Consider the following 16,801-nt stretch of genomic DNA (forward strand, 5'->3'; position numbering starts at 1 on the left):
GGCATCCGCCGTCGATTATTGCGGTGTGCTGTCGGAGGAGGAGCAGACCCGCCATTCGCCGTCCTCTTTCACGAGACTCTCTTCGGAACGGTCGTCCATCTGCTCGTCGTCGCCCCCGCCCGGTGCCGACAGGCTGAACTTACCCTTGATCTCGGCTTTCGCGTGGTCATCGGTGACGACGATATTGTCGACCGAGTCGATATCGACGGTGAATCCGAGCTTTTCGGCCTCGGACTTCTCCGCATCCGACATGGCATCGAAATCGTCCCGATCGGCCTTGCAGGCCAACCCGGTGGCGGCCGCGAAACCGTCGTCGCTGAGCGTGCCGTAGAACTCGCGCAGCGAGGCCTCGATCTGCTGGTCGTCGGAGGACAGTGGGGTGCGTCCCTGCAGAGTCGGCACCACCACGGCGGCGAGGGCTGCGACGACCACGAGTGCGGCCACTACCGCGCCCACGATGAGGCGCCGCTTCCGCGTGGGCCGGGCGCTCTCGGGCGGCCGCGGCTCGTTCGGGGGCGGGCCTGCCGGTGGCTGGGTCAAAACTTTTCTCCGTTCCCGGGGGATCCTCCGAACACTACGACACGTCCCGCGTCGCTGTCCGGCCCCGCAGGTCACCGTGGCCGAGTGATCCGCGCGCGCAACGGCGCCGACTCGCCCTACACTCCTTCCGGCGGTATCCGAAATAGGTGGAGGTAAGTGTTATGTCCGGTCGCGGTGTCCATCTTTGCGGCAGTGTGCCGCTCTCCGACGCCGCGGCGGTCTTCACTCAGGTCGCTATCCGTCTGGGCGGGCATATCACCCGGATCCCCGACGGTGAGACCGGAGAGCGCGATAACTTCGTGGTGTGGCAGCTGCCCAGGCTGCAAGCGCACCCCAACCTTGTCACCGTGCCGCCGCCCAGCCCGGAGTACGGTCCGAGCGAGCGGGTGCAGCCGGCGCCGGGAAACGAAGCAGCGACAATCGATTTCGGCGCGCTCGGGTATGCGCAGGCCGCGCGCGCATCATGGCAGGTGTTCGAACAGCTCCGCGCGCAGGGTGTGCTCCGGCCCGGCGTCCGATTCCAGGTGAGCCTGCCGACCCCGATCTCGGTGATCGGCGCGTTCGTCGCGGGCCCTCAGGCAGAACTGGAGATCCGTTACGAGGCGGCGATCCTGGCCGAATTGGATCAGATCACCTCGGCGATTCCCCATGAGGATCTGGCGATCCAATGGGACGCGCCCGTCGAATTCGCTCTATTCGAAGGCGTCTTTCCGTGTTGGTTCGGCGACGACTATCCCGCCCGGCTGGGCGGCGTGATCGAGCGGCTCTCCCGTCTCGGTGATGCGGTTCCCGCCGGGGCGGAGCTGGGCTATCACCTCTGCTACGGCGATTTCGGTCATCGGCATTTCGTCGAACCCGCCGATTCCTCGAAACTGGTGGATGTGGCCTCCGGTTTGGCTACCGCGCTGAAGCGTCGGCTGAACTGGGTCCACCTGCCCGTCCCGAAGGGGCGCACGGACGCTGCGTACTTCGCCCCGCTCGCGGGGCTGGCGACAGCACCGGAGACCACACTCTTCCTGGGCTTGGTGCACGCCTCTGATGGTTTCGATGGTGCTCGCCGCCGCATCAAGGCCGCGGCCGAGTTCGTGCCCGAGTTCGGTATCGCGACCGAATGCGGTTTCGGCCGCCGACCGGCCGCCCAGATCCCGGAACTGCTGGATCTGCACGCGCGTTTGGCGAATTCATTGGATTGACCGGTGGTCGTGGCCGGACAACATGGCGGAGTCGTGCCCGTTCGCGCCGGCGGTCGCCTTCGACGACTACGAGAATCCGGTTCGCACCTGCCTGCGCTACCTGGTGTGCCCTACCGGGCGCGCGGCCCGGGCGGCCGTGGGTCCTCGGCGTTCTTCACCTACCGCAGCCCCGACCCGGCGGCCGAGCTGGCTCGCGGCGCCGTACCGGCGCTCACCGCGGCATTCGGTGATCTGGGGCGTGGAGTGGCCGAAGCCCTTCGGCAAGTCGCCGCCGACCCGACCGACGCCTACTTCGACTCGGTCGGCCAGATCGTCATCGACCGGTGGAGCAGCGGCCGGGTCGTACTCCTGGGTGATGCTGCCTGGTGCGTCACGGTCTTCGCCGGCTACGGCGCGGCCCTGGCCCTCGACGGCGCCGATCGGCTCGGTACCGCCCTCACGGCCCACGGTGACGACCTCACCGCCGCCCTCGACTCCTGGGAGCAATCGCTGCGTCCGGAGGTCCGCAAGCGGCAAGCTCTCGCTCGTAAAGGGATCGGCCGATTCGTCCCACCCATTCGTGCGCATGTCTGGGCCGGGGATCTCATGCTGCGCGCCATTCAACTCCCCGGTATCCGAGGTCTCGTCCAGCGCTCGATCCGGCGCGCGAACAACTAGCCGCCGGCCGAGGGGTTCGGAAATGCTGCAGGGGATGTTCGGGATGATGCCCGGCATCCGCCCCGGCCGGTGACGGAGGAACGGATAGCGGCCGCCCTCCGGCGATCGATCTCCGCGGCGGGCGGTGCCCGGTGGAGAAAGCCCGCTGACCGGAAGTGTGGTCCGAGCAGGTCGGCGGCGCCACCGCTCGGGGTTCACCCGCGTACCTGGAACGCTGTGCCGGGCGGCGCCGGCGAATACTTCGTGCGGGGGGCGTACCCACTCGTGACATCCGGGCCGGCCGAAAACGAGAAAGACCCCCGACCAGAACCCAGCTGGTCGGGGGCCTTGCTCGTGCGTGCCCTCGGCAGGAATCGAACCTGCGGCCTTCTGCTCCGGAGGCAGACGCTCTATCCCCTGAGCTACGAGGGCGGGGATCCGCCCGGTGTAACCGGCAACCGGTCGATCGGGCGGACCACAGCGTATCGCATCATCGCCGATGCGGCCAAAACGAGTGGTGGCGGTTCAGTTCAGGGGCAGTGGCCGGCCGCCGCGAGCGGCGAGCATATCGGTGATGAGCCGGGCCTCACCCTGCTGCGCGGCGAGCATCTGCCCGGCCAGGATGCCGATCTCGCCGGTTTCGGCGTGTTCGGCGCCGTATTCGAGCATCGGGACCCCGCCCTGGTGGTGGCGCAGCATGAGTTGCAGGAACAGCACATCGAGATCGGCGCCGCGCGCGTCACGCAGCCGCTGGATGTCCTCGGTGCTCGCCATACCCGGCATCGCGGCCACGGCCCCGGCCCCGTGTGCCCCGGAGCCGTGGTCGTGACCGCCGCTGTGCTGGTCGTCACCGTGCCCGGTGTCGTGCATCCAGCCCATGTAGCCGTCCGTGCCGCGCGCGGGGGCGCCCCACATCTGTAACCACCCCTGCATCCGGCCGATCTGGCTCTGCTGGGTGGTCAGGATGTCGTAGGAGAGGCGCTGCACCGCGGGATCGGCCGAACCCAGCAGTGCGATTCCCGACATCTCCACGGCCTGGGTGTGATGGGCCGACATGTCCTGCGCGAATCCGATATCGACCGGAGTCGGCGCGGGCCTGCCGGACTCGTCCGGTGACAGCAGCACACCCGCACCGAATCCGACCACCAGCAGCGCGATGGCGGCGATGATCAGCAACGGGGTGCGCTGCCCGCGCAGCTGCGCGCGAAGCCCGGACTCGGGCCGCCGCCCGGACTCGGGGGTTTCCGTTTCCGGCATTACTGTCCGGCTCCGGGTGCCTGCTGGTCGGGCACAGTGCCGGGTGCCTGCTGGTCGGGCAGGGTGCCGGGCATCCCCGGGATCGCCGGGATACCACCGGGCAGCCCGCCCGGGAGACCGCCGCCGGGCATCCCCATCCCACCGAGTTCGCCCAGGTCGGGCTGCAGGCCGGCACCGTCCATCGGCACGGCGTCGGGGCCCGGTTCGCTCGGGTCGTAGGGCGGCGGGTTCTGGGTGTCGAAGGCGACCGTCGCGCAGTCCGCGCCGACCTCGGGGTAGGCGAAGTTGTTCAGCCGCAGCGCGGTGATGAACTGACCGATCCGCTCGTCGTCGGCGCTGTTCACGGTGAGCTGATGCCCCCAGGACTGCAGCGAGACGGGGGCTTCCTGGGCGGGGTGCGGCGACATGAGCATGTACTGCTCACCCTCGACCTTCTTCTTCAGTGTGTCGATCCCGGCCTGGTCGACCTTGTCCGGGTTGTAGGTGATCCACACCGCGCCGTGCTCGAGCGAATGCACCGCGTTCTCGTCGCGCAGCGCCTTGTCGTAGACGGTGCCCATGCAGTTGGCCCAGGAGGAGTCGTGCGGGCCGCCGAACGGCGGGGTCTGGTCGTAGGCCACCCGCTTGGTCGCGTCGACGTGCAGACCGGCCGGGTACTCCTTCTTCACCACACCCTCGATCTGGTCGGAGGGGTCCTTCTGCTGCTCCGAGGGGGTGAACTTCTCCAGGGCGGCCTTCTCCTGATACTTGGGCACCAGGTTCACCGCCAGCGCCGCGACCAGCCCGACGAGTACCACGACCGCGCCGACGGTGAGCCAGGGGATTCGCTGCGTGATCGGCGGTTTGCCCTTGTTCCTGTTGCTGCCCGCGCGCGCACCCGCGACTTTGCCCGCCGCCTTCACGGCCTTCGCCGATTTGGCGCTCGTCCTGTTCGGCATACCGGTCCCAGTCTTTCCACGTCGATGAACAGTGCCGAGCTGCGGTGCCCACTCGCGGCGCGCACCCACTCGGACCATAGGATAGAGACTCGTGACTCCAGCCGACCTTGCAGATCTCCTTCACGCCACCGCGGCGAAGGTCCTCGCCGAACGTGGACTGGATGCCGCGGTGCTGCCCGATACGGTCGATGTGGAGCGTCCGCGGAATCCGGAGCACGGTGACTACAGCACCAATGTAGCGATGAAGGTCGCGAAGAAGGCCGGGACCAGCCCACGGGAGCTGGCCGGCTGGCTCGCCGAGGCGCTGAGCGATACCGAGGCCGTCGCCGCCGCGGAGGTCGCCGGGCCCGGCTTCCTCAATATCCGGGTTGCGGCGTCCGCCCAGGGCGTGGTGCTCGAGCAGGTGCGTGCGGCCGGGGCCGCCTACGGCACCGGCGCCGCGCTCGCCGGTACGAAGATCAACCTGGAATTCGTCTCCGCCAACCCGACCGGCCCGGTGCATCTGGGCGGGACCCGCTGGGCGGCGGTGGGCGATGCGCTGGGCCGGATCCTGGCCGCGCAGGGCGCCGACGTCACCCGCGAGTACTACTTCAACGATCACGGCGCCCAGATCACCCGGTTCGCCGAATCGCTGGTCGCCGCCGCCACCGGCGCGCCGACTCCGGATAACGGGTACGCGGGCGCCTATATCGGCGAGATCGCCGACCGGATCGTCACCGCCCATCCCGGCGCAGCCGAGCTCGAACCGGAGAAGCGGCTGGAGTTGTTCCGCGCCGAGGGCGTGGAACTGATGTTCGCGCACATCAAGGAAACGTTGCACGAGTTCGGCACCGATTTCGATGTGTATTTCAACGAGAGTTCGCTGTTCGCCTCGGGGGCGGTGGAACGCGCGGTGGACACGCTGAAGAATTCCGGTGACCTGTACTCGAAGGACGGCGCCTGGTGGATCGCCAGCTCCGAGTACGGTGACGATCAGGACCGCGTGGTCATCAAGAGCGACGGGAACGCCGCCTATATCGCCGGCGATATCGCCTACCTGCAGGACAAGCGGTCGCGCGGTTTCGACCTGTGCATCTATATGCTCGGCGCCGACCATCACGGCTACATCGGCCGGTTGAAGGCCGCGGCCGCCGCGTTCGGTGACGACCCCGACAGCGTCGAGGTGCTCATCGGCCAGATGGTGAACCTGCTGCGCGACGGAGTGGCGGTGCGGATGAGTAAACGGGCGGGCACCGTGGTCACGCTCGACGATCTGGTGGAGGCCATCGGCGTCGACGCCGCCCGCTACTCGCTGGTGCGCAGTTCGGTGAACTCGAGCATCGATATCGACCTGGACCTGTGGGCCAAACAGGACAGTGTGAACCCGGTGTACTACGTGCAGTACGCGCACGCCCGTGCCGCGTCCATCGCGCGCAATGCCGCCGAATTCGAATATGACACGGTGACACCGGATTTCGCCCTTCTCGACTCCGAGTTCGAAGGCGCGCTCATCCGCACCATCGGTGAGTTCCCGCGGGTGGTGGCGAGTGCGGCGACTCTGCGGGAACCGCACCGCATCGCGCGGTACCTGGAGGAACTGGCCGGCGCCTACCACCCGTTCCAGACCAACAAGGCCCTGCGGGTGCTGCCGCTGGGCGACGAAGCCGTATCGCCGGTCAACGCCGCCCGTCTGGTGCTGGTGAACGCCACTCGCCAGGTGCTGGCCAACGGCCTGGCCCTGCTCGGCGTCACCGCCCCGGAGCGGATGTGACCGCGCCCGGCAATCGCATCGACCGACTGTTCCGGCAGTGGACGAGGAAGGAAGACCGATGAGTGTCCATCCCGCCGGGCCCCGGCACGCCGAGATACCGCACGCCCCGAATCTGCCGGAACGCCCGGCCGATCCGCGGCAACTGATCGACCTGCCCGCGCAGGTGTGGCCGCGCAACGCCAGCCGCGGCGCCGACGAGGTGGTCCGGCTGGCGGGCGTACCCGTCACCGAACTCGCCGCGAAGTTCGGAACGCCGCTATTCGTGGTGGACGAGGACGATTTCCGCTCCCGCTGCCGCGATATGGTGCGCGCGTTCGGGGCCGATTCGCGAGTCCATTACGCCTCCAAGGCGTTCCTGTGCGGCGAGATCGCGCGCTGGATCCGCGACGAAGGACTCTCGCTGGACGTGTGTTCCGGCGGTGAACTCGCCGTCGCGCTGCACGCCGGCTTCCCGGCCGGGCGCATCGCCCTGCACGGCAACAACAAATCGGTGGCCGAACTGGAGGCCGCGGTGGCGGCCGGAGTCGGCCACGTGGTCGTCGACTCGCTGATCGAGATCGACCGGCTGGACGCCGTCGCCGGTGCCGCCGGGGTCGTGCAGGACGTCCTGGTCCGGGTCACCGTCGGTGTCGAGGCGCACACCCACGAATACATCTCCACCGCGCACGAGGACCAGAAGTTCGGCTTCTCCATTTCCGGTGGCGATGCCATGGAAGCGCTGGCACGGGTGTTCGAGGCCGATAATCTGCGGCTGGTCGGGCTGCACAGCCATATCGGATCGCAGATATTCGAAATCGACGGTTTCGAAATCGCCGCGCACCGGATGCTGGGTCTGCTGCGCGAAGCGGTCGACAAATTCGGTGTCGAGCGCACCTCGCAGATTTCGCTGCTCGATCTGGGCGGCGGTCTGGGTATTTCCTATCTGCCCTCCGACGATCCGCCGCCGCTGGACCTGTTCGCCGAGAAACTCCGCGCACTGGTGGCCCGCGAGGCCGAACGCGCCGGGCTGCCCGTGCCGCGTATCGCGGTGGAACCGGGCCGCGCCATCGCCGGCCCCGGCACCGTGACCCTCTACGAGGTGGGCACCATCAAGGATGTCTCGCTCGATGGCGGCCTGCGCCGCCGCTACGTGAGTGTGGACGGCGGGATGAGCGACAATATCCGGCCCGCGCTCTACCAGGCCGACTACCACTGCCAGCTGGTGTCCCGTGGTTCCGAGGCGCCGCCGGTGGTCGCCCGCGTTGTCGGAAAACACTGCGAGAGCGGCGATATCATCATCCGTGACACCTGGTTGCCGGCCGACGCGGGCCCGGGGGACCTCATCGCGGTCGCCGGTACCGGTGCCTACTGCTACTCCATGTCGAGCCGGTACAACCTGCTGACCCGTCCCGCCGTCGTCGCCGTGAGCGACGGCGCGGCCCGGTTGATCCTGCGCCGGGAAACGGTCGAGGACCTGCTCGGCCTGGAGGTCTGATGGACGCGACGAAAGGGGCGAGCATGCCAGAGGCGGCCGAAGTGGTACCGGGGCGATGGGGTCCGGACCGCCCGATCGGTATCGCGGTACTGGGTATGGGCAATGTCGGCCGCGAGGTCGTGCGGATCCTGCGGGATCACGCCGACGACCTGCAGTCGCGGGTCGGCGCGCCGCTGACCCTGCGCGGAGTCGCGGTGCGCAGCCTCGACCGCGACCGCGGGCTCCCCGCCGAACTGCTGACCACGGATGCCGAGGCCCTGGTGGCCCGGCCCGATGTCGACCTGGTCGTCGAGGTGATCGGCGGTATAGATCCGGCCCGCAAACTCATCCTGGCCGCACTCAATGCCGGGAAGTCCGTGGTCACCGCCAACAAGGCGCTGCTGGCCGATTACACCGGCGAACTTGCCGCGGCTGCCGAGCGCAGCCGCGCCGACCTGTATTTCGAGGCCGCGGTGGCCGGCGCGATTCCGGTGGTGCGGCCGCTCATCCAGTCGCTGTCCGGCGACCGGGTGAACCGGGTGGTCGGCATCGTCAACGGCACCACCAACTTCATCCTCTCGGCCATGGACGAGACGGGTGCCGACTACGGCGACACCCTCGCGGAAGCGACCCGCCTCGGCTACGCCGAAGCCGATCCGACCGCCGACGTCGAGGGCTACGACGCCGCCGCGAAGGCGGCGATCCTGGCCTCGCTGGCCTTCCACACCCGGGTGACGGCCGCCGATGTCTACCGCCAGGGCATCGCCACGATCACCGCCGAGGACCTGGAAACCGCGTCCGCGCTGGACTGCACCGTCAAACTGCTGGCGATTTGCGAGCGGGTACCGGCGGGTGTGGGCGAGCCCACCCCGGCCGAAGGTGGCAAGGACCGGGTGTCGGTGCGGGTCTATCCGGCGCTGATCCCCCGTAAGCATCCGCTGGCCGCGGTGACCGGAGCGTTCAACGCGGTGGTCGTGGAGGCCGAGAATGCCGGTCGGCTCATGTTCTACGGGCAGGGCGCCGGCGGGGCGCCCACCGCCTCGGCCGTACTCGGTGACCTGGTGATGGCTGCCCGTAACAAATTCTTCGGTGGCCGGGCCCCGGGTGAATCGGTCTATGCTGAGCTGCCGATCGCGCCGATCGGCGACACTCCCACTCGCTACCACGTGAATCTCAAGGTCGAAGACCGTCCCGGCGTACTGGCGAGGGTGGCCGGCGAATTCTCCAACCACGGAGTGAGTATTTCGACGGTCCGGCAGGAGGGGCACGACGACAAGGCGCGGCTGGTGGTCGTGACCCACCTCGCGACCGAGGCGGCTCTCTCGGAGACCGTCGCCGCGCTGTCGGGTATGGAATCCGTCACATCTGTCACCAGCGTTCTGAGATTGGAAGGCACCGAAGAATGACAACAGCATCGCGCAGCGATTCGGTGGCGGGCTCCGCGACGGGTGGGCCCTCCGGCGGCGTCGCCCCGCAGGCGGGAGTGCACTCCCGCTGGCCCGGGCTCATCGCTGCCTACCGCGACCGTCTCGCGGGCGCGGCCGACTGGGAACCGGTCACCCTCTTCGAAGGCGGGACCCCGCTGGTCCCCGCACCGCATCTGTCGCAGCTCACCGGTTGCGAGGTGTACCTGAAGGTCGAGGGTGCCAACCCGACGGGTTCGTTCAAGGACCGCGGGATGACCATGGCCATGACCGATGCCAAATACCGCGGTCAGCAGGCGGTGTTGTGTGCCTCCACCGGTAACACCTCCGCGTCGGCCGCGGCGTACGCCACCCGTGCGGGAATGACCTGCGCGGTGCTCATCCCGCAGGGCAAGATCGCCATGGGCAAACTGGCCCAGGCCGTCATGCTCGGCGCGAAGGTCATCCAGGTCGAGGGCAATTTCGACGACTGCCTGGAACTGGCCCGCAAGGTCACCTCGGACTTCCCGTCCATCGGCCTGGTGAACTCGGTGAATCCGGCGCGGATCGAGGGACAGAAGACCGCGTCCTTCGAGATCTGCGATGTGCTCGGCCGGGCCCCCGATGTGCACGCGCTGCCGGTGGGCAATGCCGGAAACATCACCGCCTACTGGCGGGGCTACCGCGAATACCGGGCCGATGGCGTGACCGAAACGCTACCCCGCATGCTGGGCGTCCAGGCGGCCGGAGCGGCCCCGCTGGTCAACGGTGCCCCGGTCAGCCACCCGGAGACCATCGCGACCGCCATCCGGATCGGCGCGCCCGCCTCCTGGAACGGCGCCGTGGCGGCCAAGGAGGAATCCGGCGGTGCGTTCCGTGCGGCCACCGACGAGGAGATCCTGCACGCGTATCGTCTGGTCGCGGCCGAAGAAGGCGTTTTCGTGGAGCCCGCGTCGGCGGCGAGTGTCGCCGGTGTGCTGGCCGCCCACGCCGAGGGCTGGCTGGAACCCGGACAGACGGTGGTCTGCACGGTCACCGGAAACGGTCTGAAGGACCCCGATACCGCCCTGCTCGGTATGCCCGAGGTGCAGGCCATCCAGGTCGACCCGGTCGCCGTGGCCGCACGACTCGAACTGGCCTGACGGTGGATACGCGTGAAAGCCGGCTCGTGGCTCCGACTCTGCCGGCCGGTATCACGGTCTCGGTCCGGGTGCCGGCCTCCACCGCGAATCTGGGGCCAGGTTTCGATTCGCTGGGTATGGCCCTGGGGATCTACGACGAGATCGAGGTGCGCAGTACCGATTCCGGCCTGAACATCCGGATGGAGGGGGAAGGCGCCGACGAGGTGGCCTGGGGGCCACAGCATCTGGTGGTGCGGGCGATCGAACGCGGGCTGGAATCGGCGGGCATCTGGGCGGACGGCCTGGACGTGCTGTGCCGGAACGCGATTCCGCATTCCCGCGGGCTGGGTTCCTCCGCCTCGGCCGTGGTCGGCGGGCTGGCCGCCGGGCGAGCGCTGGCCGCGCGATTCGATCCGTCCCTGGTGGTGGACACCGATCAATTGGTGCAGCTCGCCGCGGAATTCGAAGGCCACCCCGATAACGCCGCCGCCAGTGTGCTCGGTGGAATCGTCGTGTCCTGGACCGAGACCGGCCCCGGCCCGGATACCGATATCGGCGCCCCGCAACGCCTCTACCGGGCGGTTCGCCTCGACGCGCATCCCACGGTGCATCCGGTGGTCCTGGTCCCCGAGGAACGGTCCTCCACCGCGCAGACCCGGGGGCTGCTGCCCGAACTGGTGCCGCACCGGGACGCGGCGTTCAACGTGAGCCGGGTCGCGCTTGCGGTGGTCGCGCTGACCCAGCGCCCGGACCTGCTGCTGCCGGCCACCGCGGACCGGTTGCACCAGACCCAGCGTGCCCCCGCGCTGCCGCTGACCACCGCCTGGATCCAGCGATTGCGTGATGCCGGCATCGCGGCCACCGTCTCTGGCGCGGGACCGACCGTGCTCGCTCTTCTGACCTGCCCGTTTCCCGAAGAGCTACGGTTGCGGGCCGCTGCGGACGGGCTCCGGGTCATCGAGCCGGGCATCGCGGAAGGCGTGCAGATCAGCTGACGGGCGCGTCCGCCTTGCCGACCTTCGTACTCGCCCGCTATCCTGGGCAGGTCCGTACATCGCGCGCATCAGACGCCGGTGCTTCATCAGGGCAATCGCTCCAGCAGGCTCCAGGCTCGAGCCCTCATGCCATGGGGGTGCCGCGCAGCCACTCAACTGGAATGATCTCTTCCACCTTTTCCAGCGGTGGCGAAGCACCCGGTCCCGGAGGGGCAGGCGATACGGCTACAAATCCGAGTCCGGCAGCGAGATCGGGCTACGGAACGAACCCTCGACACAGCACACGGCCATCGAGGGAAGGAAAGGATCTCCGTGACAGATACGGACCTGCTCGCGACACCCGGGGTGGAATCCGACTCCGAACCCTCGGGCAATCGCGAAAGTGACTCCGGACAGATTTCTTCGAAGATGAGCGAGAACACCGACATCGGATCGGGGCTGACTGGAATGTTGTTGCCGCAGTTGCGCGCACTGGCAGGGGAACTCGGAATTCGAGGCACCTCCGGTATGCGCAAGGGTGATCTCATCGCCGCCATCAAGGAAAACCAGGCCGGCAGACCCGCCGCCGCGGAGCGCAGCACCCGCGCGAAGGCTGCCAAAGAACGTAAAACCGCTGACCAGTCTGCCGAGGCCGGGACCGCGGCGCCTGCCGTCGAGGCCGCGCCCGCCGCCGCGTCGGCTCCGGCGGTCGAAGCGCCCGCCGCCGACACCGCGGTGAACAAGGACTCCGTGGCCGCGGACAAGGGCAAGCCCGAGCAGGCCGCCACCAACGGTTCGGCGACCGCCAACGGCACCGCAGGCACTGCCGCGGACACCGAATCCGGCGCCAAGTCCGGCAGAGCCGACAACAAGCCGGCCGAGGGTGCCGAGGATTCGGGCCGCGATTCCGGCCAGCGCGGTCGTGGCCGCCAGCGTCGTGGCCGCGACCAGCAGCCCAAGAACGGCGAGCCGGCCGGCGAGGATGCCAAGCAGCAGGACGGCGCGAAGAGCGACACCGTCAAGCAGCAGGACGGTAAGGACAGCAAGGACAGCAAGGACGGCGAGCAGGGCGAACGCCGTCGCGACCGCAACCAGGGCCAGCAGGGTCAGGGCGGCGATCAGCGTGGGTCCGGTGGTAACCGGGGCGGCGGCGATCGCGGTGGCGACGACGAGGAAGGCGGCCGGGGCCGCCGTGGCCGCCGGTTCCGCGAGCGTCGCCGGGGTCGCGACCGCGACGGCGGCGGCGGTGAATCGCGCGAGCCCGAGATCCGCGAAGACGATGTGCTCCAGCCGGTCGCGGGCATCCTCGACGTACTGGACAATTACGCGTTCGTGCGGACCTCCGGCTACCTGGCCGGGCCGAACGACGTTTACGTCTCGATGAATCTCGTCCGGAAGAACGGCCTGCGCCGCGGTGACGCGATCACCGGTGCGGTCCGCGCGCCGCGTGACGGCGAGCAGAGCAACCAGCGGCAGAAGTTCGATCCGCTGGTGCGGCTGGACACCGTCAACGGCGCCGAAATCGATTCGGCCAAGCGCCGCCCCGATTTCAACAAGCTGACCCCGCTGTACCCGAACCAGCGGCTGCGCCTGGAAACCCAGCAGAACAAGCTGACCACCCGGGTGATCGACCTGATCATGCCGATCGGTAAGGGCCAGCGTGCGCTGATCGTGTCCCCGCCCAAGGCCGGTAAGACCACGATCATGCAAGACATCGCCAACGCGATCGCGATCAACAACCCCGAGTGCTACCTCATGGTGGTGCTGGTCGACGAACGTCCCGAAGAAGTCACCGATATGCAGCGTTCGGTGAAGGGCGAGGTCATCGCCTCCACCTTCGACCGGCCGCCGTCCGACCACACCTCGGTCGCCGAACTGGCCATCGAGCGGGCCAAGCGCCTGGTCGAAATGGGCAAGGACGTCGTGGTGCTGCTCGACTCGATCACCCGTCTGGGCCGCGCGTACAACAACTCCTCGCCGGCCTCCGGGCGCATCCTGTCCGGTGGTGTCGACTCCACCGCGCTGTACCCGCCCAAGCGGTTCCTCGGCGCGGCGCGCAATATCGAGAACGGCGGTTCGCTCACCATCATCGCCACCGCCATGGTGGAAACCGGTTCGACCGGTGACACGGTGATCTTCGAGGAGTTCAAGGGCACCGGTAACGCGGAGCTCAAACTGGACCGCAAGATCGCCGAGCGGCGCGTGTTCCCCGCGGTGGACGTCAACCCGTCCGGTACCCGTAAGGACGAGCTGCTGCTCAACCCGGACGAGGCCGCGGTGCTGCACAAGCTGCGTCGTGTCCTGTCCGGTCTGGACTCCCACCAGGCGATCGACCTGCTGATCGACCGCCTGCGCAAGAGCAAGAACAACCTGGAGTTCCTGATGCAGGTCTCCAAGACCGCCCCGGGTGCCCTCGACGAATGAGCTGTGCCTGTTCGCGGCGCCTTGGGCGCCGCGGGCCCGAGGCCCCTGAGGTCCCTTCAAGGGCCTCGCCGGACTCGGCACCGAGCGGGTCGACCCTTTCCGAAGGTCGACCCGCTCGGTGGTTTCCGGGGGCGTGATCCGCTGGTCTGCGGAGGTGGCGTAGGGGTGGGTCACCGCGAGGCTCGGAACAAATCCCGGGGTGGGGGCGTTTCAGCAGGCATCGGTGATTCTGGCATACTGGGCCGCCGTGCGTCTGCGAATCGCGCAGACAATCCCGCCTGAAGTCGGTTCCGGTTCACGTTCGGCGCAGATGCCCGAGCGACCCGGCGACCAATATCGAGAGGACACCCATGAAGGCAGGAATTCACCCGACCTACGTCGACACCACGGTGGTCTGCGGTTGCGGTAATACCTTCCAGACCCGCTCCACCAAGGAATCGGGACACATCACCGTCGAGGTCTGCTCGCAGTGCCATCCGTTCTACACCGGCAAGCAGAAGATCCTGGACACCGGTGGTCGCGTGGCCCGCTTCGAGGCCCGCTACGGCAAGCGTGCCAAGAAGGCCGACGCCAACTAGCTTTTCCGCCAACGCCCGGTCCTGCAGTCGCAGGCCGGGCGTTGGCGTTTTTGTGCCCTCCCTTCCCCGCGTCGCCCTGAGTAGGAGCCACGTTCATGGCCGAGAAAACCGCGCCGTCCGCGATCGACGATGTGCTGGCCGAATACGCCGGACTGGAAACCCAGCTGGCGGATCCGTCCCTGCACAACGACCCGGACGCCGCGCGGCGAGTTGGGAAGAGGTTCGCCGAGCTGGCCCCGGTGATGACCACCTACCGGAAACTCACCGCCACCCGCGACGACCTCGAAGCTGCTCGGGAACTGGCCGCCGACGACCCGGCGTTCGCCGCCGAGGTCCCCGGACTCGAGGAACAACTCGAAGAACTCGAGAAACAACTCGCCGATCTACTCGCCCCCCGCGACCCGCACGACGGCGACGATGTGGTGCTGGAGGTGAAATCCGGCGAAGGCGGTGAGGAGTCGGCCCTGTTCGCCGCCGACCTGGCCCGCATGTACGTCCGCTACGCCGAACGCCGCGGCTGGAAAGTCGAGATTCTCGATGCCGCCGTCTCCGACCTCGGCGGCTACAAGGAAGCGACACTCTCCATCAAGAGCCGCGACGCCGCCCGCGACGGTGTGTGGTCGCGTTTCAAATTCGAAGGCGGCGTGCACCGGGTGCAGCGGGTGCCGGTCACCGAATCGCAGGGTCGTGTCCACACCTCGGCCGCCGGCGTCCTCATCTACCCCGAACCGGACGAGGTCGAAGAAGTGCAGATCGACGAAAGCGATCTGCGTATCGACGTCTACCGCTCCTCCGGCAAGGGCGGCCAGGGCGTCAACACCACCGACTCGGCGGTCCGCATCACCCACCTGCCCTCCGGAATCGTCGTCACCTGCCAGAACGAGCGATCACAGCTGCAGAACAAAGCCCGCGCCATGCAGGTCCTGGCCGCCCGCCTGCAGGCCCTGGCCGAGGAACAGGCCGAGCAGGAAGCCGCGGAGGGCCGGGCCGGGCAGATCCGTACGGTCGACCGCTCCGAACGCATCCGCACCTACAACTTCCCGGAAAACCGCATCGCCGACCACCGCATCGGTTACAAAGCCCATAACCTCGACGCGGTTCTCAACGGCGAAATGGACGCGCTACTCGACGCTCTGGCCACCGCCGACCGCGCGGCCCGCATGGCCGAGTAGCAACACTTGACGAGCGGGCCCACAATCCCGCCTTCACCGGTAAGTCCGTAGCCGGATTTCCGGCGTGACCGCACCGCCGAAGGTCGCGAGCACGCCCTGACCTCCACGAACCGCCCTCTCTTCGACCCCGCGTCCGCCGACCCGCAAGAATGGCACGGTGCCCCGCGTTCAGCTCCGCCCTGCGCTCGCCGAAGCGATGGAAGTTCTCGATGCGGCCGGAGTGCCCAGCCCGCGCGTCGACGCCGAGCAGCTGGCAGCGCATGTATTGGGTGTGGAGCGATCCCGGCTGCTGCTGAACCCGTTGATCGGGGCCGAGCAGCTCGCCGATTATCGGGTGCTGGTGGCCCGTCGCGCGGAACGGGTGCCACTGCAGCATCTGACCGGACGTTCGTTCATGGGTGAGATCGATCTCGCCGTGGGCCCCGGCGTTTTCGTACCCCGGCCAGAGACCGAGTTGCTCTTCGCCTGGGCGCTCGCCCACCTCGCGGCGGTCCGCCACGATCACACGCCGGTGGTGGTGGACCTCTGCACGGGTTCGGGGGCGCTCGCGCTGGCGGTGGCGCACGCTCGACCCGATGCCGATGTGCACGCGGTGGAATCGGACCCCGACGCACTGATCTGGGCCCGCCGCAATGCCGAACAGTGCGCCGCCGACGGTGATGCCCCGATCACCCTGCACCACGACGATGTGACCGACCCGTATCTGCTCACCGAACTCGACGGTTACGTCGACCTCGTCGTCGCCAACCCGCCCTATATCCCGGACGGCGCCGAACTGTCCCCCGAGGTGGCCGGCCACGACCCGCACCGCGCCCTGTTCGGCGGCCCCGACGGTCTCGACGTGATCCGCCCCCTGGTACCGCTCATCGGCCGCCTGCTCCGGCCCGGCGGGGGAGCGGCGATCGAGCACGACGACAGCAACGGTGGGGAACTCGCGCGCCTACTGGCGGCGGACGGGCGGTTCACCGAAATCGTGGAGCACCCGGATCTGGCCGGGAAGCCACGGTTTGTGGCGGCCATCCATACGAGCTGACAGACACTATTCGCGGCCGTTCGCACGCCCACCTCCTGGCAGCTGGGCCTATTGTCCGGCGCAGGGCTTGCCGGCGTCCCCGCGCACAGGCGTCCACATTCGGAACCTGGTGCGGACGTACCGGCCGAGCCAGGACATGTGGGTTCGCTCGTGAGGTGCTGTGTTTCTCGGCGGCGCCGGCGCCGCCGCAGGGTCGAGACCAAGAGGACCTCAACCCTTTGAGAGCGTCTCGCAACACTCGACTTATGTGGGCCGGGTCGGCATTCGATGTCCTGGTCGGATGCTGACCTCCACGCCAGGTGGGGCCTGTATCCGATCCTTTCGCGATG

14 protein-coding genes and 1 tRNA gene are annotated in these 16,801 nt (G+C 68.4%); 11 read left to right on the forward strand and 4 right to left on the reverse strand.

Going from position 1 to position 16,801, the window contains the following annotated elements:
* Window positions 1-15 precede the first annotated feature (15 nt).
* The gene (locus ACQPYS_RS04605) at window positions 16-540 is read right to left on the reverse strand and encodes an Rv0361 family membrane protein (RefSeq protein WP_157107184.1); all 525 of its coding nucleotides are present in this window, start codon (window positions 538-540) and stop codon (window positions 16-18) included.
* 161 nt (window positions 541-701) lie between these two features.
* On the opposite strand from ACQPYS_RS04605, the gene ACQPYS_RS04610 reads away from it, so the two are divergent.
* Both ACQPYS_RS04610 and ACQPYS_RS04615 read left to right on the forward strand, forming a co-directional pair.
* Window positions 702-1,733 (forward strand): hypothetical protein, encoded by a 1,032-nt coding sequence (locus tag ACQPYS_RS04610; protein WP_063035839.1) that lies wholly within the window; start codon window positions 702-704, stop codon window positions 1,731-1,733.
* Between the two features lie 105 nt (window positions 1,734-1,838).
* Window positions 1,839-2,390: an FAD-dependent monooxygenase gene (locus tag ACQPYS_RS04615; protein ID WP_433491779.1), complete on the forward strand. Its 552-nt coding sequence runs from the start codon at window positions 1,839-1,841 to the stop codon at window positions 2,388-2,390.
* Between the two features lie 338 nt (window positions 2,391-2,728).
* Here the strand turns inward: ACQPYS_RS04615 and ACQPYS_RS04620 are convergent.
* The 3 genes from ACQPYS_RS04620 to ACQPYS_RS04630 form a co-directional block, all read right to left on the reverse strand.
* Window positions 2,729-2,801, reverse strand: a tRNA-Arg gene (locus ACQPYS_RS04620).
* A 93-nt stretch (window positions 2,802-2,894) separates the two neighbouring features.
* Window positions 2,895-3,626, reverse strand: coding sequence for a DUF305 domain-containing protein (locus ACQPYS_RS04625; RefSeq protein ID WP_084480598.1), 732 nt, complete (start codon window positions 3,624-3,626; stop codon window positions 2,895-2,897).
* Window positions 3,626-4,564 (reverse strand): DUF3105 domain-containing protein, encoded by a 939-nt coding sequence (locus ACQPYS_RS04630; RefSeq protein WP_063035842.1) that lies wholly within the window; start codon window positions 4,562-4,564, stop codon window positions 3,626-3,628. Before ACQPYS_RS04630 ends, ACQPYS_RS04625 begins: the two co-directional genes overlap by 1 nt.
* A 91-nt stretch (window positions 4,565-4,655) precedes the next feature.
* Between ACQPYS_RS04630 and argS the strand changes: the two genes are divergently transcribed.
* The 9 genes from argS (at window position 4,656) to prmC (ending at window position 16,472) form a co-directional block, all read left to right on the forward strand.
* Window positions 4,656-6,314, forward strand: a complete 1,659-nt coding sequence (gene argS, locus ACQPYS_RS04635; protein WP_063035843.1) for an arginine--tRNA ligase — start codon at window positions 4,656-4,658, stop codon at window positions 6,312-6,314.
* Window positions 6,315-6,372: 58 nt separating this feature from the next.
* Window positions 6,373-7,788 (forward strand): diaminopimelate decarboxylase, encoded by a 1,416-nt coding sequence (gene lysA, locus ACQPYS_RS04640; RefSeq protein ID WP_431941045.1) that lies wholly within the window; start codon window positions 6,373-6,375, stop codon window positions 7,786-7,788.
* A gap of 23 nt (window positions 7,789-7,811) precedes the next feature.
* Window positions 7,812-9,173 carry a homoserine dehydrogenase gene (locus ACQPYS_RS04645; protein WP_431941044.1) on the forward strand — a complete coding sequence of 454 codons (1,362 nt, stop codon included), beginning with the start codon at window positions 7,812-7,814 and terminating at the stop codon, window positions 9,171-9,173.
* Between the two features lie 77 nt (window positions 9,174-9,250).
* The gene (gene thrC, locus ACQPYS_RS04650) at window positions 9,251-10,312 is read left to right on the forward strand and encodes a threonine synthase (RefSeq protein WP_030522408.1); all 1,062 of its coding nucleotides are present in this window, start codon (window positions 9,251-9,253) and stop codon (window positions 10,310-10,312) included.
* A gap of 26 nt (window positions 10,313-10,338) precedes the next feature.
* Window positions 10,339-11,286: a homoserine kinase gene (thrB, locus tag ACQPYS_RS04655; RefSeq protein ID WP_063035883.1), complete on the forward strand. Its 948-nt coding sequence runs from the start codon at window positions 10,339-10,341 to the stop codon at window positions 11,284-11,286.
* 312 nt (window positions 11,287-11,598) lie between these two features.
* The gene (rho, locus tag ACQPYS_RS04660; RefSeq protein WP_433491780.1) at window positions 11,599-13,689 is read left to right on the forward strand and encodes a transcription termination factor Rho; all 2,091 of its coding nucleotides are present in this window, start codon (window positions 11,599-11,601) and stop codon (window positions 13,687-13,689) included.
* Between the two features lie 350 nt (window positions 13,690-14,039).
* Entirely contained in the window at window positions 14,040-14,267 is a 228-nt protein-coding gene (rpmE, locus tag ACQPYS_RS04665; protein ID WP_058854887.1) for a 50S ribosomal protein L31, read from the forward strand.
* Between the two features lie 95 nt (window positions 14,268-14,362).
* Window positions 14,363-15,439 (forward strand): peptide chain release factor 1, encoded by a 1,077-nt coding sequence (gene prfA, locus ACQPYS_RS04670; RefSeq protein ID WP_039822837.1) that lies wholly within the window; start codon window positions 14,363-14,365, stop codon window positions 15,437-15,439.
* A gap of 157 nt (window positions 15,440-15,596) precedes the next feature.
* Window positions 15,597-16,472, forward strand: a complete 876-nt coding sequence (gene prmC, locus ACQPYS_RS04675) for a peptide chain release factor N(5)-glutamine methyltransferase (protein ID WP_433491781.1) — start codon at window positions 15,597-15,599, stop codon at window positions 16,470-16,472.
* Window positions 16,473-16,801 lie beyond the last annotated feature (329 nt).

The sequence above is a fragment of the Nocardia grenadensis genome, from assembly GCF_050942415.1.
Classification (GTDB): Bacteria; Actinomycetota; Actinomycetes; order Mycobacteriales; family Mycobacteriaceae; genus Nocardia; species Nocardia grenadensis.